The 24,469-nt window shown below is 71.3% G+C and carries 21 protein-coding genes and 1 riboswitch; of the genes, 14 read left to right on the top strand and 7 right to left on the bottom strand.

The genetic code is table 11. The features are described from left to right. Positions 1-57: 57 nt before the first annotated feature. Positions 58-252, top strand: a complete 195-nt coding sequence (locus HJG52_RS18485; protein ID WP_171245095.1) for a hypothetical protein — start codon at positions 58-60, stop codon at positions 250-252. A gap of 2 nt (positions 253-254) precedes the next feature. Here HJG52_RS18485 and HJG52_RS18480 read toward each other — a convergent pair whose 3' ends face one another. From HJG52_RS18480 to HJG52_RS18470, 3 genes are read right to left on the bottom strand one after another with little or no spacing between them, the layout of a single operon-like run. Continuing rightward, a complete protein-coding gene (locus tag HJG52_RS18480) occupies positions 255-1,016 on the bottom strand; it encodes an IclR family transcriptional regulator (protein ID WP_171245094.1) in 762 nt (253 codons plus the stop codon). Between the two features lie 4 nt (positions 1,017-1,020). After that, positions 1,021-1,731 (bottom strand): response regulator, encoded by a 711-nt coding sequence (locus HJG52_RS18475; RefSeq protein ID WP_171245093.1) that lies wholly within the window; start codon positions 1,729-1,731, stop codon positions 1,021-1,023. Beyond that, the gene (locus tag HJG52_RS18470) at positions 1,728-3,401 is read right to left on the bottom strand and encodes a sensor histidine kinase (protein WP_171245092.1); all 1,674 of its coding nucleotides are present in this window, start codon (positions 3,399-3,401) and stop codon (positions 1,728-1,730) included. The genes HJG52_RS18475 and HJG52_RS18470 overlap by 4 nt, the downstream gene beginning before the upstream one ends. A gap of 103 nt (positions 3,402-3,504) precedes the next feature. Here HJG52_RS18470 and HJG52_RS18465 point away from each other — a divergent pair, with 103 nt between their 5' ends. From HJG52_RS18465 to HJG52_RS18450, 4 genes are read left to right on the top strand one after another with little or no spacing between them, the layout of a single operon-like run. Continuing rightward, positions 3,505-4,524, top strand: coding sequence for a Bug family tripartite tricarboxylate transporter substrate binding protein (locus tag HJG52_RS18465; RefSeq protein ID WP_171245091.1), 1,020 nt, complete (start codon positions 3,505-3,507; stop codon positions 4,522-4,524). Further along, positions 4,521-5,036 carry a tripartite tricarboxylate transporter TctB family protein gene (locus tag HJG52_RS18460; RefSeq protein WP_171245090.1) on the top strand — a complete coding sequence of 172 codons (516 nt, stop codon included), beginning with the start codon at positions 4,521-4,523 and terminating at the stop codon, positions 5,034-5,036. Before HJG52_RS18465 ends, HJG52_RS18460 begins: the two co-directional genes overlap by 4 nt. After that, on the top strand, positions 5,036-6,640 hold the full coding sequence (locus tag HJG52_RS18455) for a tripartite tricarboxylate transporter permease (RefSeq protein WP_171245089.1): 1,605 nt from the start codon (positions 5,036-5,038) through the stop codon (positions 6,638-6,640). The genes HJG52_RS18460 and HJG52_RS18455 overlap by 1 nt, the downstream gene beginning before the upstream one ends. 6 nt (positions 6,641-6,646) lie before the next feature. After that, positions 6,647-7,039, top strand: a complete 393-nt coding sequence (locus tag HJG52_RS18450) for a universal stress protein (protein WP_171245088.1) — start codon at positions 6,647-6,649, stop codon at positions 7,037-7,039. Positions 7,040-7,109: 70 nt separating this feature from the next. Here HJG52_RS18450 and HJG52_RS18445 read toward each other — a convergent pair whose 3' ends face one another. Together HJG52_RS18445 and HJG52_RS18440 are read right to left on the bottom strand one after the other, a co-directional pair. Beyond that, on the bottom strand, positions 7,110-9,680 hold the full coding sequence (locus HJG52_RS18445) for an efflux RND transporter permease subunit (RefSeq protein ID WP_171245087.1): 2,571 nt from the start codon (positions 9,678-9,680) through the stop codon (positions 7,110-7,112). A gap of 3 nt (positions 9,681-9,683) precedes the next feature. Next, the gene (locus HJG52_RS18440) at positions 9,684-10,373 is read right to left on the bottom strand and encodes a TetR/AcrR family transcriptional regulator (RefSeq protein WP_171245086.1); all 690 of its coding nucleotides are present in this window, start codon (positions 10,371-10,373) and stop codon (positions 9,684-9,686) included. Between the two features lie 245 nt (positions 10,374-10,618). Here HJG52_RS18440 and hutH point away from each other — a divergent pair, with 245 nt between their 5' ends. Together hutH and hutU are read left to right on the top strand one after the other, a co-directional pair. Further along, positions 10,619-12,184 carry a histidine ammonia-lyase gene (gene hutH, locus HJG52_RS18435; protein WP_171245085.1) on the top strand — a complete coding sequence of 522 codons (1,566 nt, stop codon included), beginning with the start codon at positions 10,619-10,621 and terminating at the stop codon, positions 12,182-12,184. Between the two features lie 47 nt (positions 12,185-12,231). Then, positions 12,232-13,890, top strand: a complete 1,659-nt coding sequence (hutU, locus tag HJG52_RS18430; RefSeq protein WP_171245084.1) for a urocanate hydratase — start codon at positions 12,232-12,234, stop codon at positions 13,888-13,890. Between the two features lie 36 nt (positions 13,891-13,926). Here the strand turns inward: hutU and HJG52_RS18425 are convergent, their stop codons facing one another. Continuing rightward, the gene (locus tag HJG52_RS18425; RefSeq protein WP_346767839.1) at positions 13,927-14,427 is read right to left on the bottom strand and encodes an aminoacyl-tRNA deacylase; all 501 of its coding nucleotides are present in this window, start codon (positions 14,425-14,427) and stop codon (positions 13,927-13,929) included. Positions 14,428-14,572: 145 nt separating this feature from the next. Here HJG52_RS18425 and HJG52_RS18420 point away from each other — a divergent pair, with 145 nt between their 5' ends. The 7 genes from HJG52_RS18420 (at position 14,573) to HJG52_RS18390 (ending at position 23,892) form a co-directional block, all read left to right on the top strand. After that, positions 14,573-16,327 carry a metallophosphoesterase gene (locus HJG52_RS18420; RefSeq protein ID WP_171245082.1) on the top strand — a complete coding sequence of 585 codons (1,755 nt, stop codon included), beginning with the start codon at positions 14,573-14,575 and terminating at the stop codon, positions 16,325-16,327. A 103-nt stretch (positions 16,328-16,430) separates the two neighbouring features. Then, positions 16,431-17,669, top strand: coding sequence for an allantoate amidohydrolase (locus HJG52_RS18415; protein ID WP_240978196.1), 1,239 nt, complete (start codon positions 16,431-16,433; stop codon positions 17,667-17,669). Continuing rightward, on the top strand, positions 17,666-19,012 hold the full coding sequence (locus HJG52_RS18410; protein ID WP_171245081.1) for a formimidoylglutamate deiminase: 1,347 nt from the start codon (positions 17,666-17,668) through the stop codon (positions 19,010-19,012). The genes HJG52_RS18415 and HJG52_RS18410 overlap by 4 nt, the downstream gene beginning before the upstream one ends. Continuing rightward, positions 19,009-20,193 (top strand): imidazolonepropionase, encoded by a 1,185-nt coding sequence (gene hutI, locus HJG52_RS18405; protein WP_171245080.1) that lies wholly within the window; start codon positions 19,009-19,011, stop codon positions 20,191-20,193. Before HJG52_RS18410 ends, hutI begins: the two co-directional genes overlap by 4 nt. A 119-nt stretch (positions 20,194-20,312) precedes the next feature. Beyond that, positions 20,313-21,299 (top strand): DUF4331 family protein, encoded by a 987-nt coding sequence (locus HJG52_RS18400; protein ID WP_171245079.1) that lies wholly within the window; start codon positions 20,313-20,315, stop codon positions 21,297-21,299. Between the two features lie 173 nt (positions 21,300-21,472). After that, positions 21,473-22,852: a hemolysin family protein gene (locus tag HJG52_RS18395; RefSeq protein ID WP_206071101.1), complete on the top strand. Its 1,380-nt coding sequence runs from the start codon at positions 21,473-21,475 to the stop codon at positions 22,850-22,852. Further along, positions 22,852-23,892: a CNNM domain-containing protein gene (locus HJG52_RS18390; protein ID WP_171245077.1), complete on the top strand. Its 1,041-nt coding sequence runs from the start codon at positions 22,852-22,854 to the stop codon at positions 23,890-23,892. Before HJG52_RS18395 ends, HJG52_RS18390 begins: the two co-directional genes overlap by 1 nt. 49 nt (positions 23,893-23,941) lie before the next feature. Here the strand turns inward: HJG52_RS18390 and HJG52_RS18385 are convergent, their stop codons facing one another. Beyond that, on the bottom strand, positions 23,942-24,220 hold the full coding sequence (locus HJG52_RS18385; RefSeq protein ID WP_171245076.1) for a DUF4235 domain-containing protein: 279 nt from the start codon (positions 24,218-24,220) through the stop codon (positions 23,942-23,944). Positions 24,221-24,316: 96 nt separating this feature from the next. Beyond that, positions 24,317-24,419, top strand: a riboswitch (TPP riboswitch). Positions 24,420-24,469: the final 50 nt, after the last annotated feature.

Here is a 24,469-nt window from a genome sequence, read left to right as displayed (position 1 = left end):
CGTGCGAGGGTTGAGACACGGGCCACGCCGGGTGGCCGCGGACGAAGGGGACGGGGAATGTCGAACTACCTGAAGGTCGCGTGGACGCTGACCATGCTGGTCGCGATCTGCGGTGTGCTGGTCGGGATGGCCGACCTGCCGGTCGCGGTCCTGGTGGTCGTGGCGATCGTCAGCGGTTTCTGGTGGGCGTTCGGCCGCGGGTTCACCGGTGAGGCCGAGGAGGGCCGCGGCCGCCAGCGCAACCGCGGCTGACCTCAGGGCCGGCCGCCGATCCGCGCAGTCAGGGTCGCGGCCGCGCGAGTCACGGCCGCCACCAACCGGTTCCGCTCGCCCGCATCGACGCCATCGGTGGGGAAGGTGAGGGCCACGCCCGCCACCGGGTGACCGGTGTGGTCGATGACGGCGCGGGCGACGGAGGACAGGCCGGGGCTGACGGTTCCCTCCTCCACCGCGTGCCCGCGCGACCGGATGGTCGTGAGCTCGCGCCGCAGCGCCGTCACGCTGGGGAACCCGCGGCCGTCCCGGTCGACGAGGGTGTCCCTGTGGGGGAAGAGCGCGCGCAGCTGGGCGGCGGGCAGCGCTGCCAGCATCGCGAGGCCGCTGGCGGTGAGGGGTGCGGGCAGCCGTACGCCGACGTCGGTGACGAGCAGCGGGCGTCCCGGCGCGCGTTCCTCGATGACGTAGAGGACGTCCCGCCCGTGGAGGACCGCGAGGTGGGCGTTGTGGGTCGTGGTGTCGACGAGTCGCCCGAGGAGGGGACGGGCTATGCGTTGCAGTGGCGCCTGGCGCTGGTATGCCGTGCCGAGCTCGAAGGCGGCCACGCCGAGCCCGTAGCGGCGCTCCTCCGGCAGGTGGGTGACGAAGCCGGTGTCGGTGAGCGCGGTGAGCAGGTGGTAGGTCGTCGACCGCGGCAGGCCGAGCTCGCGGGCGATCGTTCCCGCGGGCAAAGGCTCGGTGTGCCGGGCGAGCAGGGTCAGCACCTCGAGGGCGTGCCGGGCGGCGGGTGCGTTGGGCATGCGGTCAGACTCGCCGGTAGCGACGCTCGGGGCGTCCGGTCGTGCCGTACCTGAGGTTGACCTCGGCGGTGCCGATCCCGACGAAGTACTCGAGGTAGCGGCGGGCCGAAACACGTGAGATTCCAACGGTTTCCGCCGCTTCGGATGCGGAGAGGCTGCCTTCGGCGTCGGCGAGGGCGGCCTCCACCAGGGCGACCGTCTCCGGGCTCAGTCCCTTGGGCAGCACCGCCGACGGAGCCCGCGACGACATCGCCAGCGCCCGGTCGATGTCGTCCTGCCCACGGACCTGGTCGCCCGTGAGCAGCCGGTGCCGCGCGGCATACCGGTCGAGGCGCTCGCGCAGGTCGTCGTAGCCGAACGGCTTGAGCAGGTAGTCCACGACGCCGAGCCGGATCGCGCCGCGCACCGCCTCGACCTCCTTGGCGGCGGTGATGACGATGACGTCGCACTCGAGCCCCGCGGCGCGCAGGTCGGCGAGGACGTCGAGCCCGAACCGGTCGGGCAGGTAGAGGTCGAGCAGCACCAGGTCTGGCGTGAGGTCGCGGGCCAGCGCGACGGCGTCCGAGCCCGTGTGAGCGGTGCCGACGACCTCGAATCCCTCTGTGCGAGTGACGAATCCGGTGTGCACGCGCGCCACCATGAAGTCGTCGTCGACGATGAGGACGCGCGTCGTGGGTGCGCTTCGGGTGGGCCGGTTGGTTGCGTTGTCGGTCATCGCGCCACTGCCTCGGGCACCGGTGCGACGGTGAGGTATGCCGTGAAGACGGCACCGTCGGCGGTGTTGTGGAACTCGGCCTCGCCACCGCGGCGACGGCAGACCATGCGGGTGAGGGCGAGGCCGATGCCGTGCTCATCCGCTCCCGTCGCCTTGGTCGTCACGCCCTGGTCGAAGATGGTGGCAGCGACATCATCGGGCACGCCAGAACCGTTGTCGCGCACCGTGATCCGCACGGTCGTCGAGTCGTGCGCGATCTCCACCTCGACCCAGGCGTTCGGGCGTCCGGCGGCGGCGTCGATGGCGTTGTCCACGAGGTTGCCGACGATCGTCGCGACGTCGGCCGAGTCCTCGGTCTGGAGCCGGTCGAGGTTGGTGTCGTCGCTGATGCGCAGGTCGACCCGGCGCTCGGCAGCCACCGATGCCTTCGCCATCAGCAGCACCCCCACGGCGGGGTCACGGACGCGGCTGTTGACCGACAGGTCGAGGGACTGCCGCCGCTGGCTCACCGCGTCGACGTACCGGACCACTTCGTCGTACTCCCCGATCTGGATCAGTCCGCTGATGGTGTGCAGCTGGTTGGCGAACTCGTGCCCCTGCGCCCGCAACAGCTGGGTGCTGCTGCGGAACGACCCCAGCTGGCGCTCGAGGTCCGCGAGAGCCGTCCGGTCACGCAGCGTCGTGACCGTGCCGAGTCGCCGCCCGTCCTTCTCGACCTCCATGCGGTTCATCACCAGGACCCGGCCGCGGCGGACCACGACCTCGTCGGCCAGCTCCGGGCGGGCACCCTCGTCGCCATTGTCGTTTCCCGGCTCGCCGCGGTCCCCACCGCCGGAGGCGCCCTCCGTCGCCCCACCGGACAACACGGCATACAACCGGCCCTTGATGCGCAGGTCGTCCAGGCTCATGCCGATCGCGTGCTCGGGCAGGTCGAGGAGGCGCCGGGCGACGTCGTTGACGAGGGTGACCCGCTTGGCGGGGTCGAGCGCGATGACGCCCTCGGCGATGCCGTAGAGCAGTGCCTCGCGGTGCTCGGCGAGCCCGGTGATCTCCCGTGGTTCCATGCCGAGGGTCTGGCGCTTGATGCGGCGGGCGAGGAGCCAGGACCCGAGCAGGCCGATCGCGAGCGCCGTGCCGAGGTAGACGAGCAGGTAGGACGAGGCGTCGCCCAGCCGGTTCCAGACCGAGGGGACGTCCTCACCGATCATGACCGTGCCGAGCTGGCGGCCGGTGTCCTCCTCGAGCACCGGCACCTGCGACACGAGTTGTTTGCGACCGCCGACGTCCAGGGTCCCGGACCACCCCGCCCCGTAGGCCACCTCGGGACGCGGCAACGGCAGCCGGGTGTCGTCGAGGGTGGGGTCGGTGGAGACGCGGATCTTCTCGTCGGCGTCGGCGAAGCTCACCGTGGAGACGCGGTACTGGGTCAGCACCGACTGGGCGAGGGTGGCCAGCGCCGTCCGGGTCTCCGGCACCCGCAGCGAGCTGCGCACGAGCGGGTTGGCGCCGAGCTGCTCGGCCGTCGCCGAGACGCGGCGGCCCTCGACCCGGGTGAACGTCGCCGACGACTGCGCGACCGACAACGCACCCACCGTCACCGCCACCGCGAGCACGATCACCACCTGGAGGAACAGCAGCTGTCCCGCCAGGGTCGCTCGCCGCGCACGCATGACCACTATGAACTCAACCTTCACTGCTGACGAAACGGAGACGACCGGCCGGTGGGCCGACACGATTCAATCGCTCGCCCCCGCACAGCGAAAGGTCTCAATGATGAGTTCCCGTTCCATCGTCCGATTCGCGGCCCTCGCCGCAGCCGCCGCACTCGCCCTGTCTGCCTGTGGCGCCACCAAGAACGACGCCGGTGGCTCATCGTCGTCGTCCGGCGGCGGTGACGGCAAGCCGGCCTCGGGCCTGCAGCTGATGGTGCCCAACGCACCCGGCGGTGGTTACGACACCACGGCTCGCACGGCCGCCAAGGTCATGGAGAGCCAGAAGATCACCGGCAGCGTCCAGGTCTTCAACCTGCCCGGCGCGGGCGGCACCGTTGGCCTCCAGCGGATCGTCAACGAGAAGGGCAACGGCAAGCTCGCCATGCAGATGGGGCTCGGTGTCGTCGGCGCGGCATACACCCAGAAGTCGAAGGCGACGCTGGCCGAGACGACCCCGATCGCCAAGCTCATCGAGGAGGCGGGCGCGATCGTCGTGCCCAAGGACTCGCCCTACAAGGACATCAACGCCCTCGTCGCCGCGTGGAAGGCCGACCCGAAGAAGTTCGCCGTCGGCGGTGGCTCGTCGCCCGGTGGTCCCGACCACCTGCTCCCGATGCAGCTCGCCAAGACGGTCGGCATCGACCCCAAGGACGTCAACTACGTCACCTACGACGGTGGCGGGGAGCTGCTGCCGGCGTTGCTGGGCAACAAGATCAAGTTCGGCGCCAGCGGGTTCGGCGAGTTCCTCGACCAGGTCGAGGCCGGCGAGGTGCGGGTGCTCGCGGTGACGAGTGAGGAGCCCGTCGAGGCCCTCAAGGACGTGCCGACGCTCAAGTCCTCCGGCATCGACCTCGTCTTCACCAACTGGCGCGGCATCGTCGCCCCTCCCGGCATCTCCGACAAGGACAAGCAGGTCTGGATCGACGCGCTGACCAAGATGCACGACACCCAGGCGTGGAAGGACGAGGAGAAGAAGCGCGGGTGGACCGACGCCTTCGAGACCGGTGACGAGTTCGGCACCTTCCTCAAGCAGCAGGACCAGGACGTCGCCGACCTGCTCAAGCAGCTCGGGTTGGCATGAGCCTGCAGGACTCCCGTTCCCGAGCAGGGATCAAGGACCGCGCACAGCTCGGTGTGTGCGCGGGCCTTGCCCTGCTCGGGGTGGCCCTGCTCGTCGACGCGAGCCGGATCGGCCACGCCGCGAGCAGCAACGACCCGGTGGGTCCGCGCGCCGTCCCGATCGTGCTGGGTGTCGCGTTGCTCGTGGTGTCCGCCTTCTACCTCGTCGACATCCTCAAGGGTGGCCGCGGCGAGGAGGAGGAAGGTGAGGACGTCGACCTGACCCACGGCGCCGACTGGAAGACGCTGGGCCTGCTCGCGTTCTTCTTCCTCCTCAACGCGGTGCTCATCGACTACCTGGGCTGGGTCATCAGCGGCTCGATCCTGTTCTGGGGCAGCGCATTCGCCCTGGGCAACCGGCACCACATCCGCGGCCTCGTCGTGGCCGTCGCCCTGGCGCTCATCACGTTCTACGTGTTCGCGATCGGTCTCGGCGTCAACCTGCCGGCCGGCATACTCCAAGGAATCCTCTGATGGACAACCTGAACGCCCTGCTGCAGGGCTTCGGCGACGTCCTCACGCCGACGAACCTGCTGTTCGCGTTGGCGGGCGTCATCATCGGCACCGCCGTCGGTGTGCTGCCCGGCATCGGCCCGGCCATGACGGTCGCCCTGTTGCTGCCGGTGACCTACGGCCTCGAGCCGGCGCAGGCCCTGATCATGTTTGCCGGCATCTTCTATGGCGGTATGTACGGAGGGTCGACGACCTCGATCCTACTCAACACCCCGGGTGAGTCGTCGTCGGTCGTGACGGCCATCGAGGGCAACATGATGGCCAAGGCCGGCCGGGCCGCGCAGGCCCTTGCCACGGCGGCGATCGGCTCCTTCATCGCGGGCACGATCGGCACGATGCTGCTGGTCCTCGTCATGCCGCAGATCGTGAAGTTCGCGGTCACGCTGGGCTCGCCGGAGTACCTCGCAATCATCGTCGTCGCCTTCGTCGGGGTGTCCGCGGTGCTCGGGTCATCCCGGATCCGCGGCCTCGCCTCGCTGCTCATCGGCCTGTCGATCGGGCTGGTGGGCATCGACCGCGTGACAGGGCAGCAGCGGTTGACGCTGGGCATCCCGCAGCTGGCCGACGGCATCGACGTCGTCGTGGTGGCCGTGGGCATCTTCGCGGTCGGTGAGGGCCTGTGGGTCGCCGCCCACCTGCGTCGCAAGGCCGCCGAGGTGATCCCGGTCGGGCAGCCCTGGATGGGCAAGCAGGACTGGAAGCGCTCGTGGAAGCCGTGGCTGCGCGGCACCGCGTTCGGGTTCCCGTTCGGGGCGATCCCGGCGGGTGGTGCCGAGCTGCCGACGTTCATGTCGTACATGACCGAGCGCAAGCTCTCCAAGCACCCGGAGGAGTTCGGCAAGGGCGCGATCGAAGGCGTGGCCGGCCCCGAGGCCGCCAACAACGCCTCGGCCGCGGGCACGCTCGTGCCGATGCTCGCACTCGGCCTGCCCACCAACGCGACCGCGGCGATCATGCTGGCCGCGATCCAGGGCTGGGGCATCGAGCCGGGCCCGACGCTGCTCGCCCGCGAGCCGAAGCTGGTCTGGGCCCTCATCGCCAGCCTCTTCATCGGCAACACGATGCTGCTGTTGCTGAACCTGCCGCTCGCCCCGGCCTGGGCCAAGCTGCTGCAGATCCCGCGCCCCTACCTCTACGCGGGCATCCTCTTCTTCGCGTCGATGGGTGCGTATGCCGTGCAGGGGCAGCCGTTCGACCTCTACCTCTTGCTCCTGCTGGGCCTGCTGGGCTTCGCGATGCGCCGGTTCGGTCTGCCCGTGCTGCCGATGATCGTCGGGGTCATCCTCGGCCCGCTCGCCGAGCTGCACTTCCGGCGCTCGTTGCAGCTCAGTGGTGGCGAGTGGTCGGGACTCCTCGGTGGGCCGGTGGCGTGGGTCGGCTACGGCATCGTCGTGCTGGTCCTCGCCTGGCCGCTCATCGCCGCGATCGTCCGCCGGGTGCGTGGCGACGACGGCGGCGACGGCGACGGGACGAACGGCCCGGCCGGCAGTGACGGGCGGGACCCGCTCAAGAGTGCCACCACTAATTTCGGGCGTGGTGGCAACGTTCCAGACATGGGGATGTGAGCCGAGATGACCGTTCTCGTGGGGTACGTCCCCAACAACTATGGCGAGGCCGCCCTCACCGCGGCCGTCGAGGAGGCCGGGCGCCGGCAAGAGCCGCTGCTCGTCGTCAACATGTCGCGTGACGACGTGCTCGCCGACGCGCACCGTGCCGGTGAGGAGCAGCTCGACCGGGTCCGCCGTGACCTCGACGAGCTCGGCCTGACCGCCGAGGTGCGCCGGGTCGAGCACGGCAACGACCCGGCCGAGGCACTGCTCGCCGCGGCACGGGACGTCGATGCCTCGGTGCTCGTCATCGGGCTTCGGCACCGCACGCCGGTGGGCAAGCTCATCCTCGGCTCGACCGCGCAGCGCGTCCTGCTCGACGCCAGCTGCCCAGTCCTGGCGGTCAAACCCGCCTGACCAGACAGCGACGCCCGCCGACCGAGATCCCCTCCCAGTCGGCGGGCGTCGCCGTGCGTGGCGGACGGCCTCAGACGGTTTCGTATGCCGGCCGGTCGCCGGCCGTGGCGGGCTCGCCTTCGCTGTCGTCGCCGCGCTCGGACTCGGTGCGGGCGAGGTGGCGGGTGAGGCCGGTGCCCTCGATGTCGAGGTTCGGCAGGAGCCGGTCGAGCCACCGGGGGATCCACCACGCCTTGTCGCCGAGCAGGTGCATCACCGCTGGTATCAACGTCATTCGCACGAGGAAGGCGTCGACCGCCACACCGATCGCGAGGCCCAGTCCGATGGGCCGGATCATGGTGAGGTGGGCGAAGACGAAGCCTGCGAAGACCGAGATCATGATCGCGGCGGCCGCGACGACGACCTTGTAGCCCTGCCGGAACCCGGTGCGGACGGCACGCCGCGACTCCTCCCCATGGGCTCGTGCCTCGTGCATGCCCGAGACGAGGAACATCTGGTAGTCCATCGCCAGGCCGAACAGCACGCCGATGAGCAGCGTCGGGAAGAACGGCATGATCGGGCCGGGTCGGCTGACGCCGAGCAGGTCGCCGAGCCAGCCCCACTGGTAGACCGCGACCACGGCGCCGAAGGCGGCCGCCACCGACAGCAGGAACCCGCCGGTTGCGACGAGCGGCACCAGCACCGACCGGAACACCGCCATGAGCAGCAGCAGCGACAGCCCGACGACGAGCAGCACGTAGAGCGGCAGGGCGCTCGCGAGGCGTTCGGAGATCTCGATGTTCGCCACCGTCTGGCCGGTGATGCCGAGGCTCTCGCCCTGGCCCAGGTCGGAGCCGAGCTCGTCGAGGTTGTGCACGAGGTCGACGGTGCGTTGCGAGGTGGGTCCCTCGGTGGGGACGACCTGGAAGGCGAGGGTGTCGCGGTCCGCGCTCACGCCGAACGGCACCACCTGCCGGACGCCGTCAAGGTCGGCGAGCTGCTCGCCCACACGCAGCTGCGTGGGCGTGACCTCGGCCTGGCTGATCGGGTCGTCGAGGCTGACGACGGCGACGATCGGACCGTTGGCTCCGGGACCGAAATTGTCCTCGATGGTGACGTAGGAGTGGAAAGCGCTGGAGTCCTTGGGTTCGCTGCTGCCGTCAGGCAGGCCGAGCCGCAGCGACAGGGCGGGCAGCGCCAGGAGGGCGATCAGCGCAACGGTGCCGACGATGGCCAGCCATGGGCGGTCGGTGACGACCTCGACCCACCGACCCCGTGCGCGAGGTGACCCGGCGTGCTTGCCGCCGTCCGCGGCATACCCGGCCTTGGCCCAGGCGCGCTTGGACAGCACGCGGCGACCCATCAGGCTCAGGACGGCCGGCGTCAGGGTGATGGCGACGAGGACGGTGGCGACGACGGTGCCGGCGGCCACGAGACCCATCTGGGCGAGGATCGGCAGGCCGGACACGGTGAGGGCGGCGAGGGCGATGACCACGGTGGTGCCGGCGACGACGACCGCGTTGCCGGCCGTGCCGGTGGCGAGTCCGATCGAGTGCTGGAGCTCGACACCGCCGAGGAGCTGCTGGCGGTGCCGGTTGACGATGAAGAGGGCGTAGTCGATGCCGACGGCGAGGCCGAGCATGAGGGCGAGTGCGGGCGTCATCGAGTTCATGTCGAAGAACGCGGTGGCCGCCATCGCGCCGACGATGCCGACGCCGACCCCGACGAGGCCGACCAGCAGGGGGAGGCCGGCGGCGACGAGGGTGCCGAGCATGAGCAGCAGCACGATGCCGGCGATGACGAACCCGACGATCTCCCCGACCCCGATGAGGCTGCGGGTCTGCAGGATGTCGGCGTTGTAGTCGACCCGGACACCGTCGTCGGCCAGGGCCGCGCCGATCTCGGGGACGTGGGCACGCACCTCGGGGGACAGCTGCGACACCGACTGGTCGAACTGGATCTGCAGCATGGCGGTGCTGCCGTCCTTGCTCACGAAGCGCAGGCCGTCGCTCAGGTCGAGCATGCGCTGGCCCTGCTGCACCTGGGCGCGGGCCTGCGCGATCTTCGCGTCACCGGAGTCGAGCTGCGCCTTGAGGTCGGCGTTGCCCTGGGCCCGGTTGGGGATCTGGGCGCGCAGCTCCTGGGCCTTGGCGCTGTCGCCCTGCCCGGCGCGCTCGAGCTCGGCGAGGTCGGCGCGCGCGGTCGCGAGGTCCCGGGTGGCGAGGCGCAGGAAGTCGTGGCCCTTGTCGAGCTCGGCCTGCTGCTTGTCGATCTGCGCCTGCCCGTCGCGGACCTTGGCGGCGCCGTCGTCGAGGCGGGCCTGCTGCTCGAAGGGGTTCATGACCGACTGGACGTGCGGGGCCTTCTCCCACTGCGCGAGGGTCTGGTCGATGGCCGTGCGTTGGGCCGGGGTGAAGGCGCCAGCGCGCTCGTTCTCGATCGTGATGGTCGCGATGCCGCCTGAGCTGGCGGGGATCTCCTGGCCGAGGTCGTCGATGACCTGCTGGAACTGCGCGCCCGGGATCGTGATCTGCGAGGTCGGGGGCGTGGAGAACGCAGCCATGAGGCCGCCGAGGACGCCGAGGACCAGGGCCCAGACGGCGATGGTGCGCCAGGCGTGGCGGGCGGTGAGGCGCCCGAGCCGGTAGAGGAAGGTGGCCATGGGTCAGGACTCCCGGGTGGAGGTGTCGATGGGGGTGGTGAGGTCGGCGTCGGGGGTGGCCGGCTCGGAGAACGCGGTGTAGAGGTGGCTGAACGCCTGCCGCAGGAGCTCGAGGTGGAGCCAGCGGGTGTCGTCGTCGACGACGCCTCGTGACTGGTCGAGCCACGCCAGGGTCGCGACCGTGCCGGCGGCCATGACCGAGCGCGCGACGACCTCGGCGTAGATCGGGTCGGCGGCGTCGGCCAGCCGTGCCATCACGGCCTCGGCGACCTGCGCGACCTCGGCGGCCTGCGCGTCGACGAGGAAGTAGCGGGCGGCGGGGGAGGTGGCGGCCTGCGAGAAGCAGACGACCGCCTTCTCCAGGACCTCGGCCTCGAGTGGCTCGGTGAGGATCGCCGCGAGCGACTCGCGCATGGTCTCGGTGCTCGGGCGGGCGAGGAAGCGGTCGACGAGCCCTGCGATCGCCTCGCGCATCGGTTCCTGGAGGACGAGCTCGACGCGCGGGTAGTAGTTGAACAAGGTGCGACGGGAGACGCCCGCGCGCTCGGCGATGGCGTCGGCGGTCGCGGCCTCGAAGCCGCGCTCGGCCACGATCTCCCACGCGGCCTCCTCGAGCCGGCGCGCGGTCTGCGCTCGGTTGCGGGCGCGCAGCCCCTCGGGAGCGGCGGTGGGTCGGTCCGGCGTCGTGCTCATGTCTGCACCATAGAGCAACTTTGCACGACCGTGCAACTTTTCCCAATTGGATCGTCGTCGACGTCGGTAACCCACCCAAATGGAACGTGGTTGACGTCGGTAACCCACCCAAATGGAACGTGGTTGACGACCAGGCGGCAGATCGGGCCTTCGGGCCGGGGTAGCGCGCAACTCGTCTCGCATCCGAGACGGTATGCCGCGTGCGCGGGGCGCGCACGCGGCATACCGTGCGCTGCAATGGGGGCATGACGACCACTGCACCTTCCGTCGCGACGGTCACCGTCGGCGGCAGCCCCCTCACGATCGACGACGTCGTCGCCGTGGCCCGGCACGACGCCCGCGTCGAGGTCGCGCCCGAGGCGCTCGAGGAGGTGCGTCGCACCCGGTCGGTCGTCGAGGCGCTGGCCGATGACGAGGTCGCGCACTACGGGGTGTCGACCGGGTTCGGGGCGCTCGCGACCCGCCACATCCCGGTCGACCTGCGCGCCCAGCTCCAGCGCTCGCTCGTGCGCTCGCACGCCGCGGGTGCGGGCGAGGAGGTCGAGCGGGAGGTCGTGCGCGCGCTGATGCTGCTGCGCATCGCCACCCTCGCCTCCGGTCGCACCGGCATCCGCGAGGAGACCCTCACCACCTACGTCGCCATGCTCAACGCGGGCATCACGCCGGTCGTCCACGAGTACGGCTCGCTCGGCTGTTCCGGAGACCTCGCCCCGCTCTCGCACTGCGCGCTCGCGCTCATGGGTGAGGGCATGGTCCGCGACGCGGCCGGCGAGCCGATGGAGACCGCGAAAGCCTTTGCCGCGGCAGGGATCTCGCCGGTCGAGCTGCGCGAGAAGGAGGGCCTTGCCCTCATCAACGGCACCGACGGCATGCTCGGCATGCTGGCCCTCGCCATCGCCGACCTTCGCCGCCTCGTCACGACGGCCGACATCGCGGCCGCCATGAGCGTCGAGGGACTGCTCGGCACGGACGACGTGTTCGCCGCCGACCTGCACGCCCTGCGACCCCAGCCCGGCCAGGCCAAGTCCGCCGAGAACATGCGAAAGGTCATGCAGGACAGCCCGATTCGCGAGTCGCATCGCGACCCGGCCGCCTGCACCCGCGTCCAGGACGCCTACTCGCTGCGCTGCGCCCCCCAGGTGGCCGGCGGCATGCGCGACACCCTCGACCACGCCGAGCGCGTCGCCGGCTGGGAGCTCGCCTCGACCATCGACAACCCCGTCGTCACCCCTGACGGGCGCGTCGAGTCCAACGGCAACTTCCACGGGGCGCCGGTCGCCTACGTCCTGGACTTCCTCGCCATCACCACCGCTGACCTCGCCTCGGTCAGCGAGCGGCGCACCGACCGGTTCCTCGACAAGGCCCGCAACAACGGGCTGCCTCCGTTCCTCGCCGACGACCCCGGCGTCGACTCGGGCCTGATGATCGCGCAGTACACCCAGGCAGCGATGGTGTCCGAGCTCAAGCGGCTGGCCGTCCCCGCCTCGGTGGACTCGATCCCCAGCAGTGCCATGCAGGAGGACCACGTCTCGATGGGCTGGTCCGCCGCCCGCAAGCTGCGTCGTGCGGTCGACGCCCTCGAGCGGGTGCTCGCGATCGAGCTCGTCACCGCCGCCCGCGGGCTCCAGCTCCGGGCGCCACTCCAGCCGGGTCCCGCGGCCGCCGCCGTGATCGCCGCCCTCGCCGAGGGCGGACGCGTCGACCCGGGACCCGACCGCTTCCTCGCCCCCGACCTCGAGTCGGCCTACGAGCTGGTCGTCGACGGCACCGTCGTCGCGGCGGCGGAAACCGCCACCGGCCCCCTCAACTGAACCACGCGGCATACCGAGTCTGTCGAAAACCGTTCAAGGAGAACGTCATGGAAGGTGCACGTCCCGTCCGCGCCCCGCGCGGCACCGCCCTCACGCACGCCACCCACTGGGGTGCCGAGGCCCCCTTGCGGATGCTCATGAACAACCTCGACCCCGAGGTGGCCGAGCGACCCGACGACCTCGTCGTCTACGGCGGCACCGGGCGGGCGGCGCGCGACTGGAAGTCGTTCGACGCGATGGTGCGCACCCTCTCGAACCTCAAGCAGGACGAGACGATGCTCGTGCAGAGCGGCCGCCCCGTCGGCGTCATGCAGACCCACGAGTGGGCGCCGCGGGTGCTCATCGCCAACTCCAACCTCGTGCCGGACTGGGCGAACTGGCCGGAGTTCCGTCGGCTCGAGCAGCTCGGTCTCACGATGTACGGCCAGATGACGGCCGGCTCGTGGATCTACATCGGCACCCAGGGCATCGTGCAGGGCACCTACGAGACGTTCGCCGCGATCGCGGAGAAGAAGTTCGGCGGCACCCTGGCCGGCACGCTGACCCTCACCGGTGGCTGCGGCGGCATGGGTGGCGCGCAGCCGCTCGCCGTGACGCTCAACGAGGGCGCCTGCCTCATCGTCGACGTCGACGAGTCGCGGCTGCGGCGCCGGGTCGAGCACCGCTACCTCGACGAGGTGGCCGACAACCTCGACGACGCCATCGACAAGGCCTTGCGCGCCAAGGAGGAGCGGCGCGGCTGGTCGGTCGGCGTCGTCGGCAACGCGGCCGAGGTCTTCCCCGGGCTGCTGCGCCGTGGTGTGGCCATCGACATCGTGACCGACCAGACGTCGGCGCACGACCCGCTTTCCTATCTGCCGGAAGGGATCTCGGTCGAGGACTGGCCGGAGTATGCCGCGAAGAAGCCGGAGGAGTTCACCGACCGGGCGCGCGCGTCGATGGCCAAGCACGTGCAGGCCATGGTGGAGTTCCAGGACGCCGGTGCCGAGGTGTTCGACTACGGCAACTCGATCCGTGACGAGGCCCGGCTCGGCGGCTACGACCGGGCGTTCGAGTTCCCCGGCTTCGTGCCGGCATACATCCGTCCGCTCTTCTGTGAGGGCAAGGGCCCGTTCCGGTGGGCGGCGCTCTCGGGCGACCCGAGGGACATCGCGGCGACCGACCGAGCGGTGCTCGACCTGTTCCCCGACAACGAGCGGCTGCACAAGTGGATCAAGGGCGCGCAGGAGCGAATCGCCTTCCAGGGCTTGCCTGCTCGCATCTGCTGGCTGGGTCAGGGCGAGCGCGACAAGGCCGGTCTGGCGTTCAACGAGCTCGTCCGCACCGGCGACGTGAGCGCCCCGATCGTCATCGGTCGCGACCACCTCGACACCGGCTCCGTGGCCAGCCCCTACCGCGAGACCGAGGCCATGCTCGACGGCTCCGACGCCATCGCCGACTGGCCGCTGCTCAACGCGCTGGTCAACACGTCCTCCGGCGCGAGCTGGGTCTCGCTGCACCACGGTGGCGGCGTCGGCATCGGCCGCTCGATGCACGCAGGCCAGGTCTCCCTCGCCGACGGCACCGAGCTCGCCGCGCAGAAGCTCGCCCGTGTCCTCACCAACGACCCCGCGATGGGTGTCATCCGGCACGTCGACGCGGGCTACGACATCGCCGAGCGCACCGCCGAGGAGCAGGGCGTGCGGGTCCCCATGCGCGAGGGCTGAGCCCCGCGCGTCCGCCGGAGTTGCCGGCGTCTCGGCTCAGCCCACCGGGTCGGTGACGTCGGCGACCTGCGCGCCCAGCGCGAAGATGACGTCGTCGGCGTATGCCGTGGCGGCCACACCCGGTGCGCCTCCACCGATCGAGATGTCGTGGCCGGTCATGGTCGAGTCGGCGAGCACGGGCCACGCGGTCGTCGCCCCGAACGGGGTGATCGTGCCGCGCACGTAGCCGGTGACCTCGCGTGCCTTCTCGGCATCCGGCATGGAGAGCCGGTTGACGCCGAGGTAGGTGCGCAGCTTGGGCCAGGAGATCTCGCGGTCGCCGGGCACCAGGACGAACAGGTAGTCGCCCTTGCCCCGCCGGACCACCATCGTCTTGATGACGTCGGCCGGTCGAACACCGCGGGCGGCCGCGGCCTCCTCCAGCGAGCGGACGCGTCCGTGGCGGGTGATCGTGTGGTCGATGCCGCTGTCGGCCAGGGCACGGGCGGCGCGTGCGGCGCCGTCGTCGGCGGCGTCGCCGTGGGGGAGTTCGGTCACGCCTCGATGGTAGATCGCCCCAAACCACCCCAATGGTGGAACCGCTGCGTTGCGGCTACGTGGTACCAAACGCACGTCGTCTAGTGCAGGGAGTGTCATGGGCCGCCACACCAGCCGGGTTCACCGTGCCCGCAGGACCCGACGGATGCGCCGCGGACGCTGGGGCCTGGCCCTGGTCGTCACCTGCGCCAGCGTGCTCGTCGGACTCGTCGTGCCCACGTGGGCCAGCGCGTCCAGCTGCCTCGACAACGCGATGCCCGTGCTGAAGCGGGTCAACCCCCAGACGACGTCTTCGATCGACACCATCTGGCTCGCCGAGGCCGTCTCGGCGGCCTCGCGGTACGGCTACACGCAGGACCCTGGTGTGGAGTACCAGGCCTCGTGGTTCCCCAACCCGGGTCTGCGTGGCATCCACCGGCTCTACAAGCAGGGCGACTTCCGCATGGTGCCGGCCGGGGCCCAGCTCGACGCCGCGGTCGCCGACGGGTACGTCGACCAGGGTGCCTGGTTCTACGCCTACCCGCAGGAGCAGAGCGGCTGCACGGCCGTGCGGACCTTCGAGAAGGACGGCCGGCACCGCATGGCCGCCACGGACGCCTCCCGGCGGGCGCTCGAGGCGCAGGGCTGGCAGGACCTGGGGGTGGCCTTCTGGACCGAGCCCACCGAGGCGGTCCCGCCCGCACCCTCGACCACGACACCGGCGCCGACCACGACCTCGGTCACGCCAACGCCCACCACCACCACGGCGACGGCCACGAGCACGACCACGTCGAGCACGCCGCCTGCACCGTCCAGCACGACGACGGTGCCGCCGACGAGCACCACGACCACCACGACGCCCAGCACGACGGCCACGACCACGTCGACGCCGAGTGCCACGACCACCACCACGACCATTACGCCCCCGCCGACGACCACCACCACGCCCCCGCAGCCCCCGCGCCCGGTCGGCAACGCGGCATTCACCATCGCAGTCATGCCCGACACCCAGGAGGAGACGTCACGCGGCCTGAACTGGGGGCGCTTCGACCAGCGGGCACGCTGGCTGGCCGAGAACAAGTCGGCCCTCAACCTCGCCTTTGTCGGCGCGTCCGGTGACGTGACCAACTGGGGCTGGGTGGAGCCGCAGCAGCTGTCCATCGTCAGCGACGGCATGCGTCGCGTCGAGGGCGCCGCCCTGCCCTACGCCCTCCCGTTGGGCAACCACGACACCCGCGCGGTCGGCTGGGACGGCATCCCCGGCAGCAGCGGTTACGGCGGCTCGGCCTACCAGTCCAACCCCGAGTGCCAGCAGCGCTTCCTCGTCTCCGACTGCCAGAGCGCCAAGCTGGTGCGCCACACCGAGGAGTTCAACCGGGTCTTCACCGCGGCGCGCTACCGCAACGTCGGCGGCGCCTTCGAGCCCGGCAAGGTCGACAACGTCTTCAGCACCTTCAACGCCGGGGGCAAGCGCTGGCTCGTCCTCACCCTCGAGCTGTGGCCGCGCCCGGCCGCCATCGAGTGGGCCCGCAACGTGGTCGAGCAGTACCCCGACCACAACGTCATCATCCAGACCCACAGTTACCTCAATGGCGACGGGACGATCGGCCAGGACAACGGCGGGTACGGGTCCACGTCACCGCAGTACCTCTACGACCGGCTGGTGTCGCAGTACCCCAACATCAAGATGGTCTTCTCCGGCCATGTCGGCTCGGCCGCGACCCGCACTGACCGCGGGGTCAACGGCAACACGATCTACTCGTTCCTGACCTGCATGCACGACCGCAACGCCAACCCGGTGCGCCTGATCGGCGTCGACCCTGCCGCGGGCACCATCTCGACGAAGGTCGAGGTGCCGTGGACGGGCACCGAGCTGTCGCAGTATGCCGTGACCTTCCGCGGCGTGACCTTCGTCGGCTGAGCCGGACGGTCGGCGTCGATGGCGCCGACCGTCTGGGATCCGAGACGCAAATCGGCTGGCCCGCGCTCCAGCGGCGGCGCCGGATGTGGGATCGTCCTGCGTGATGACCAGTCCACGCCGCCACCGGGCCAGCGCCACGTTCGAGTCGATGTGGTCTGCGCTGGAGCCGGTGGGCCGCCATGCACCGTCCGGTGGCTACCGCCGGTTCGCCTGGACCCGGGCGGACCACGACCTGCGTGAGTGGTTCGCCGGCGAGTGCGCGGCTCGAGGCCTGGACCTGGTCGAGGACCGGATGGGCAACCAGTGGGCCTGGTGGGGCAACCCCGACGAGGCGGCACGGGCGGGACGCAAGGGCGTCGTCACCGGCAGCCACCTCGACAGCGTGCCGGACGGGGGTGCGTTCGACGGGCCGCTCGGCGTCGTCAGCGCACTGGCCGCTGTGGATGCCTTGCGGGACAAGGGCTTCCAGCCCGATCGACCCATCGGGATCGTCAACTTCGTCGACGAGGAGGGTGCCCGGTTCGGGGTTGCCTGCGCCGGGTCGCGGGTCATCACCGGTGCCATGACGGCCCGCCGCGCCCGCAGTCTCACCGACGCCGACGGCGTCTCCATGGCCGAAGCCCTCACCGCCGCCGGCCGCGACCCGCACGACATCGGCCGTGACCCCGAGACGCTGGACCGGGTCGGCGCCTTCGTCGAGCTCCACGTCGAGCAGGGCCGGGGACTGGTCGACCTCGACCACCCCGTCGCGGTCGCCTCCGACATCTGGCCGCACGGCCGCTGGCGGCTCGACTTCGGCGGCGAGGCCAACCACGCCGGCACCACCCGCCTCGAGGACCGCCAGGACGCCATGCTCGGGTATGCCGGCGCCGTCCTCGCCGCGCGCGAGGCCGCCATCCAGCACGGCTGCGTCGCCACCATCGGCAAGGTCGCGGTCACCCCCGGTGGGGTCAACGCGATCCCGAGCCACGTGACGGGCTGGCTCGACGCGCGGGGGGCCAGCCCGCGGGCCGTCCGCCGGGCCGTCGCGGACGTCCGCGCCATGGTCGAGCAGTCCGGCGGCGAGGTGATGGAGGAGTCCTGGACCCCGTCGACGCCGTTCGACTCGGCGCTGACGGCTCGCCTGCAGACCCGGCTCGGCGGCATACCCATCCTCGGCACCGGCGCGGGACACGACGCGGGAATCCTTGCCAACGCAGGGATTCCGACCGCGATGCTGTTCGTCCGCAACCCCACGGGCGTCTCCCACTCACCCGCTGAGCACGCCGAGCTCGGCGACTGCCTCGAAGGCGTCGCCGCACTCACTGCGGTGCTCGAGGACCTCGCGGGCGACACCCCATGACCCGGACCAGCTGGTGGGCCGAGCACGCCTGGCTGCCCACCGGCGTCGCCACCGACGTCCGGCTCGAGGCCCAGGACGGTCGCCTCACCGTCGTGCGGCCGCACTCGCGGCCGCGGGAGGGCGACGTGCACCTGCCTGGCGTCGTCCTCCCCGGCCTCGCCAACGCCCACAGCCACGCCTTCCACCGGGCGCTGCGCGGACGCACCCACGGCGGCGGCGGCAACTTCTGGACGTGGCGCGAGCTGATGTATGCCGTGACGCGTCGCCTCGACCCGGACAGCTACTACGCGTTGGCGCGGGCGGTCTATGGCGAGATGGCCCTCGCAGGGATGACGGTCGTGGGGGAGTTCCACTACCTGCACCACGACCAGGCGGGGCAGCGCTACGCGGACCCGAACGCCATGGGCGCGGCGCTGGCAGCGGCAGCGCGGGACGCCGGGTTGCGGCTGACGCTGCTCGACACCTGTTACCTCGCCGGCGGCCTCACCGGTGACGGGCACCTGCCCCTCGACGACGTGCAGGTGCGGTTCACCGACGGTGACGTTGACACGTGGGCGGCCCGGGTGGCCCGGCTGGAGGCGGACGTGACCGACGCGACGACCCGGGTGGGTGGCGCGGTGCACTCGGTGCGTGCCGTGCCGAGGGACGAGCTGGCCGCCATGGGTGAGGTGACGCGAGGGCGGGTCGTGCACGCCCACGTCAGCGAGCAGCCCGCGGAAAACCTTGCGGCCCAGATGTTCTACGCCCGCACGCCCACCGAGCTGCTGGCCGACGCCGGCCTCGTGACCGACCGGTTCACGGCCGTGCACGCCACGCACCTGTCGGACGACGACGTGGCCCTGCTGGGGGAGGCAGGCGCCACAGCCTGCTTCTGCCCCACCACGGAGCGCGACCTCGCGGACGGCATCGGCCCGGCCCGCGCGCTCGCCGACGCCGGCGCCCGGTTGTCGCTCGGGTCAGACCAGCATGCGGTCGTCGACCCGTTCGAGGAGCTGCGCGGGCTGGAGATGCACGAGCGGCTCGAGAGCAACGAGCGCGGCCGGTTCACGCCCGACGAGCTGCTCGCGGCGGCGACCGTGGAGGGGTACCGCAGCTTGGGCTGGGACGACGGCGGTGTCCTCGAGGTCGGCCGGCTCGCGGACTTCGTGGCGGTACGCACCGACACGGTGGGCACCGTGGGCTCCAAGCCGGGGCAGATCGCTTACAGCGCCACCCGCGCCGACGTCGACACCGTCGTGGTGGGTGGCCGGACCATCGTCGAGAGAGGCGAGCACACGAGCCTGGGCGATGTTGCCGAGCTGCTGGGTGCCGCCCTCGCCAGCGTGAGGGAGCACCAAGGATGAGCAGCACCCTGGTCAGCGGCATCGGCGAGCTCGTCACCTGTGACGGCACGGGTGAGGACGGGCTCGGGCTGCGGCGCGACGCCGCCATCGTGGTGGAGGACGGCCTCGTGGCCTGGGTCGGGGACGCCTCGTCCGCCGGTTCGGACGCTGCCACGACCACCGACCACCGGGTCGACCTCGACGGGCGGGCGCTGGTGCCCGGCTTCGTCGACTCCCACGCCCACCTGGTTTTCGCCGGTGACCGGGGCGCGGAGTTCGCCGCCCGGATGGCCGGAGCCGCTTACGACGGTGGGGGAATCGGCGTCTCCGTCGCGGCAACGCGAGCGGCGACCGACGACGAGCTGCGCACCCTGGTCGCGGCGCGGGTCGCCGAGATGCGGGCCCAGGGCACGACGACCGTCGAGGTCAAGAGCGGCTACGGGCTCACCGTCGAGGACGAGGCACGCGCCCTGCGCATCGCTCGGGAGGTGAGCCCGGAGACGACGTTCCTCGGGGCGCACGTGGTGCCGGCCGAGTACGCCGCCGACCGCGCGGCATACCTCGCGCTCGTCACCGGCCCCATGCTGCAAGCCGCTGCCCCGCACGCGAGGTGGGTCGACGTCTTCTGCGAGCCCAACTCGGCCCACGCGTTCACCGGTGACGAGGCACGCGAGGTGCTCATCGCTGGCCGCGACGCTGGCCTCGGGCTGCGTGTGCACGGCAACCAGCTCGGTCACGGACCCGGCGTGCAGCTCGCCGTCGAGCTCGGCGCCGCGAGTGTCGACCATTGCACCTACCTGTCCGACGCCGACGTGACGGCCCTCGCCGACGCCGCCGACACCACGGTGGCCACCCTGCTGCCCGGGGTGGAGTTCTCGACCCGGTCCCCTTACCCGGACGCCGCGGCGCTGCTTGCGGCCGGAGTCTCGGTCGCCCTCGCCACCGACTGCAACCCGGGCACCTGCTACTCCAGCTCGATGCCGTTCGTCATCGCGCTCGCCGTGCGCGAGATGGGGCTGACGCCTGGGCAGGCCGTGTATGCCGCGACCGCAGGTGCCGCGAAGGCGTTGCGCCGCAACGATATCGGGCGGATCGTCGTCGGCGCGCGTGCCGACCTCACGGTGCTCGACGCACCGTCGCACGTGCACCTGTCCTACCGCGCGGGGGTGCCGATCGCGCGGGCCCTCGACCTGCCCGACTGATTGAGACCGAGCTCGACTCAGTCTGCGCAGTTCTGCGGTTGCCGCAGGCGGTCGCGGTCAGGAGGATGCGAGGGCACGGCTCCCGCTTGACCCCACCTGCGATGAACGGAGTTTGTCCCATGTCCCACCACCTCAGCGGTCCCGACCTGCGTTCACCGAAGGACGACCCGCGCCTCGACCAGACCGACCTCTTTATCTTCCCGGCGAAGACCGAGGGCCGGACGGCGATCATCCTCGACGTCAACCCCGATCCGGCTAACGCGCCGGGCCTGCACCCGGACGCCGTCTACCAGGTGCACATCGACACCGACGGAGACCTGCAGCCGGACATCACCTACCACTTCACGTTCTCCGAGCTGGACGACGCAGGCCAGACCGTCTCGGTCCTGCAGGCCAAGGGCGCCGAGGCCGGCGGGCTCGAGCCCGTTGGGCGCACCCTCGCCGACGGTCTCGTCGTCGGCATGTCCGGTGAGGTCACCGATGACACCTCCGAGGATCACCGCATCGCCGTCGCCCTGCGCAGCGACCCGTTCTTCGCCGACCTCGAGGGCATCATCGACAACTTCAACTTCACCGGCCGTGACGCCATGGCCGAGGCCAACGTCTACGGGCTCGTGCTCGAGGTGCCGGACTCCGAGCTCGGCGACGGGCCGATCGGTGTGTGGGCGCGGGTCGCGCTGGAAGGTGACAGTGGCTGGGAGTCGATCGACCGCGGCGCCAACCCCTCGGTGACGGCCTACTTCAACCAGGACAACGACGAGAAGATCGCCTACAACCAGGGCACCCCCGCCACCGACGAGGCCGACCACCTCGACCGGTTCGTCGGCGTCCTCGAGCACCTCGGCAACTGGGAGGCCGACAAGGCGCGCGAGACCCTGCTCGCGACCATCGTCCCCGACACGCTGCGCTGGGACCGCAGCAAGCCCACGGCATACCCCAACGGCCGTGCCCTCACCGACGACGTCACCAGTGCACGGCTGGCGATGATCACGAACGGCAAGATCACCAGCGACAACATCCCGCCGCACACCGACCTGTCCGACGACTTCCCCTACCTCGGGGAGCCGCACTCGGCCGTCAGCAAGGACAGCTTCCCCGAGCAGTAGCCCCGCCAGCAGCGAGCCCCCGCCCGGACCGTTGGGCGGGCGGGGGCAGCCGGGTTAGGCTGGCACCTCTTTCCACCCGTGACGATCCAGCCCTGGCGACCGGACCGTCCAGGGCGCGGGTGGACGAGCGGAGGTTGCAGGGCGCCCGTGAACACCAGTGACGGGCCGTGCTGATGGTTGTCCTCCAGCTGCTCGCCGGACTCCTGACGATCGCGGTCATCATCGCTGCCAACGGCTACTTCGTCGCGCAGGAGTTCGCCTTCATGGCGGTCGACCGTCAGCGCCTCAGCGCGGCGGCGAGCGCCGGTGACGAGGCTGCCGCGCGAGCCCTGGCCGTGACGCGCCGGACCTCTTTCATGCTGTCCGGCGCGCAGCTCGGCATCACCGTCACGGGGCTGCTGGTGGGTTTCGTCGCCGAGCCCTTGGTGGGTGCCGCGCTCGGCCAGCTGCTCGGGCACGCCGGCGTGCCGGCGGCGCTGGGCATCTCGGTGGGCACGACCGCCACCCTGCTCCTGTCCACCATCGTGCAGATGATCTTCGGCGAGCTCTACCCCAAGAACCTCGCCATCGCCGAGCCGGACCGGCTGGCGCGCCGGCTCGCCCGGTCGACGGTGGTCTACCTGCGACTGTTCGGGTGGATCATCACGGTCTTCGACGTGGCGGCCGACCGGTTGCTGCGCCTCCTGCGGATCGAGCCCCTGCACGACCTGGACAGCAGCGCCACCGCCCAGGACCTCGAGCGGATTGTCGCCGAGTCGCGGGACAGCGGTGACCTCCCGGCAGGTCTGTCCCTGATGCTCGACCGCATCCTCGACTTCCCCGACAAGACCGTCGAGCACGCGTTGGTGCCGCGATCGCAGGTCGACACCGTCGGGCCCGACACGACCCTCACCGAACTGCGCCGGCTCATGGCCCAGGGGCACAGCCGTTACCCCGTGGTCGACGGGCAGCAGGTGGTGGGACTGGTGCAGCTCGGCGACCTGCTGCGCGCCCGCGGTCACGAGGTGAGCGTCGCCGAGCTCGCCCGCGACCCCGTCGTCGTGTCCGAGTCGATGAGCCTGCCGGATGCCCTGCGTGCCCTCGAGGACGCCGGGGTCAAGCTCGCCTGCGTGGTCGACGAGTACGGCGACTTCAGCGGGATCCTCACCTTCGAGGACCTGGCCGAGGAGGTGGTCGGCGAGCTGCACGACGAGCACGACACCGACCTCGCCCCCCTCGTGGTGGCGCGGGACGGGGCGTGGGTCGTCGACGGGCAGGCACCGGTCGACGAGGTGGAGCGGGCCGTCGGCCACGACCTCCCGGAGGGCGACTACGAGACGCTCGGCGGCCTGCTCATCGCCACCGCCGGTGAGCTGCCGAGCGCCGGTCAGGTGGTGCGGGTCGACCTGCCCGGTATGCCGTGGGAGGACCCCGGCGCGCAGCGCGTGCGGGCCGTGGACCTCGAGGTCCTGGAGGTCGAGCGGTACGTGCCGAGCCTGGTCCGGCTGTCCCTCGTCACGGATGACGAGGTCGACGGCGCCATCGACGCTCCGAGCGACGGTGAGGAGGACTGATGCTCACCAACCCGTTCGTGGTCGTGGCCGTGACCGCCGCCCTCATCGTCGCCAGCGGCTTCTTCGTGGTCATCGAGTTCGCCCTGCTCGGCGCTCGCCGGCACCGGCTCGAGGAGCTTGCCGCGACCAGCGCCTCGGCCCGGGCTGCCCTGCGGGGCTCGCACGAGCTGACCGTGATGCTCGCGGGTGCCCAGCTGGGCATCACCGCCTGCACCTTCGCCCTCGGGGCGGTCACCAAGCCCGCGGTCGATGGCGCGATCCTGCCGTGGTTCGAGCCGTGGCTGCCCGACTGGGCCGCGGACGTCGTGGCCTTCGTCCTGGCCCTGCTGTTCGTGACGTTCCTGCACCTCGTCCTGGGGGAAATGGCGCCCAAGTCCTGGGCCATCACGTTCCCCGAGCGCGCGGCGCTGCTGGTCGGCCGCCCCGCGCGGGCGTTCGTGCGTCCCCTGCGCCCCCTGCTGACCTGGATCAACGACCTCGCGAACCGGTTGGTCCGGGCCTCCGGAGTCAACCCGGTGCAGCGGGCGGAGGGCGGTGGCCGCGACCCGGACACGTTGCGGCACCTCATCGAGCACTCGGTGCGTGTGGGTGCGCTCGACCCCGAGTTCCACCCGCCGCTTGCGGGAGCGATCGGGCTGGAGTCCGTGACGATGGGTGAGCTCGTGGACCCGCGCCGCCCGGTGGTGATGGTGGCGCCCGACGCCACGGTGGCCGACGTCCAGGCGCTGTCCGCCCGCACCGGACACATGCGAGTCCTGGTCGCCGGCCCCCAGAGGCCATCGCCCGGCGGAGACGGTCCCGGCGGGCAGCCGCGCGTGGTGCACGTCCGCGACACCCTGCTCGAGGACGCCACGGCGTCGGCCCGTGGGCTGTCTCGGGCCGCCCACCTCGTCGAGCAGGACCTACCGCTCCACGAGGGCCTTGCCGCCATGAAGGCTGCCCGCGAGCAGCTCGTGGTCGTCGTGGACGGCGACCGTCAGGTCGGCGTGGTGACGGTCCAGGACATCCTGACGCGGGTGGTTCCCGGTTCCGCACCGTGACCTGACCGCATACGTGCGACCTCGGGAGTGGGACCTCGGGAGTGCGACCTCAGGCGTCGCCCTGCTGCATCGCCTTGGGCAGGTGGCCGGCCGACTTCTGGTAGTACTCGGCGGCCTTCCGGGTGGCCAGCACCTTGGCCGCACCCGCGGCCAGACCGGTCAGCGCGGCGAAGGCCAGGGCGTCCTTCCACGGCGTGCGGGGGTCGCGCGGGTCGATGACCGCGTCGCGGCCGGCCTTCTTCCAGACCGTGGTGACGAGCTTGTTGGCGACGATGCCGGCGAGCACGGCCGAGCCGGTGCCGATCACGCGCCACACGAGGGGACCCATGTGTTTCTGCCTCCGAGGTGTTCAGGCTTGGTGTTCCGCGTTCGAAGTCGGGAGACCTTCCCCTCCACCCTGCCACAGGCAGGAGTACAGTGACTCGGGTAACGACAGGGGAGCGCGCAAGCGCTGAGAGTGCGGGCAACCGCAGACCCTCACACCTGATCCGGTTCGCACCGGCGTAGGGAGTCGAGTTCTCAGGCACCTGTCGGGCGACCGCGTCCCACCGGGTGCGTTCTCCCGGCCGGGGTCTCC

The sequence above is a fragment of the Knoellia koreensis genome (assembly GCF_013041615.1).
GTDB classification, from domain to species: domain Bacteria; phylum Actinomycetota; class Actinomycetes; order Actinomycetales; family Dermatophilaceae; genus Pedococcus; species Pedococcus koreensis.
The sequence above is the reverse complement of the archived record's forward strand: the minus strand, read 5'-3'. Positions and strand labels throughout refer to the sequence as shown.

Bases quoted from the DNA above. Each gene is read 5' to 3' on its own strand.
- HJG52_RS18485 (WP_171245095.1), top strand. From the start codon at position 58: ATGTCGAACTACCTGAAGGTCGCGTGGACGCTGACCATGCTGGTCGCG.
- HJG52_RS18395 (WP_206071101.1), top strand. From the start codon at position 21,473: ATGGTTGTCCTCCAGCTGCTCGCCGGACTCCTGACGATCGCGGTCATC.
- HJG52_RS18420 (WP_171245082.1), top strand. From the start codon at position 14,573: ATGCGCCGCGGACGCTGGGGCCTGGCCCTGGTCGTCACCTGCGCCAGC.
- HJG52_RS18455 (WP_171245089.1), top strand. From the start codon at position 5,036: ATGGACAACCTGAACGCCCTGCTGCAGGGCTTCGGCGACGTCCTCACG.
- HJG52_RS18440 (WP_171245086.1), bottom strand. From the start codon at position 10,373: ATGAGCACGACGCCGGACCGACCCACCGCCGCTCCCGAGGGGCTGCGC.
- HJG52_RS18445 (WP_171245087.1), bottom strand. From the start codon at position 9,680: ATGGCCACCTTCCTCTACCGGCTCGGGCGCCTCACCGCCCGCCACGCC.
- HJG52_RS18480 (WP_171245094.1), bottom strand. From the start codon at position 1,016: ATGCCCAACGCACCCGCCGCCCGGCACGCCCTCGAGGTGCTGACCCTG.
- hutI (WP_171245080.1), top strand. From the start codon at position 19,009: ATGAGCAGCACCCTGGTCAGCGGCATCGGCGAGCTCGTCACCTGTGAC.
- HJG52_RS18460 (WP_171245090.1), top strand. From the start codon at position 4,521: ATGAGCCTGCAGGACTCCCGTTCCCGAGCAGGGATCAAGGACCGCGCA.
- HJG52_RS18385 (WP_171245076.1), bottom strand. From the start codon at position 24,220: ATGGGTCCCCTCGTGTGGCGCGTGATCGGCACCGGCTCGGCCGTGCTC.
- HJG52_RS18410 (WP_171245081.1), top strand. From the start codon at position 17,666: ATGACCCGGACCAGCTGGTGGGCCGAGCACGCCTGGCTGCCCACCGGC.
- hutU (WP_171245084.1), top strand. From the start codon at position 12,232: ATGGAAGGTGCACGTCCCGTCCGCGCCCCGCGCGGCACCGCCCTCACG.
- HJG52_RS18400 (WP_171245079.1), top strand. From the start codon at position 20,313: ATGTCCCACCACCTCAGCGGTCCCGACCTGCGTTCACCGAAGGACGAC.
- HJG52_RS18470 (WP_171245092.1), bottom strand. From the start codon at position 3,401: ATGCGTGCGCGGCGAGCGACCCTGGCGGGACAGCTGCTGTTCCTCCAG.
- HJG52_RS18465 (WP_171245091.1), top strand. From the start codon at position 3,505: ATGAGTTCCCGTTCCATCGTCCGATTCGCGGCCCTCGCCGCAGCCGCC.
- hutH (WP_171245085.1), top strand. From the start codon at position 10,619: ATGACGACCACTGCACCTTCCGTCGCGACGGTCACCGTCGGCGGCAGC.
- HJG52_RS18475 (WP_171245093.1), bottom strand. From the start codon at position 1,731: ATGACCGACAACGCAACCAACCGGCCCACCCGAAGCGCACCCACGACG.
- HJG52_RS18415 (WP_240978196.1), top strand. From the start codon at position 16,431: ATGACCAGTCCACGCCGCCACCGGGCCAGCGCCACGTTCGAGTCGATG.
- HJG52_RS18390 (WP_171245077.1), top strand. From the start codon at position 22,852: ATGCTCACCAACCCGTTCGTGGTCGTGGCCGTGACCGCCGCCCTCATC.
- HJG52_RS18450 (WP_171245088.1), top strand. From the start codon at position 6,647: ATGACCGTTCTCGTGGGGTACGTCCCCAACAACTATGGCGAGGCCGCC.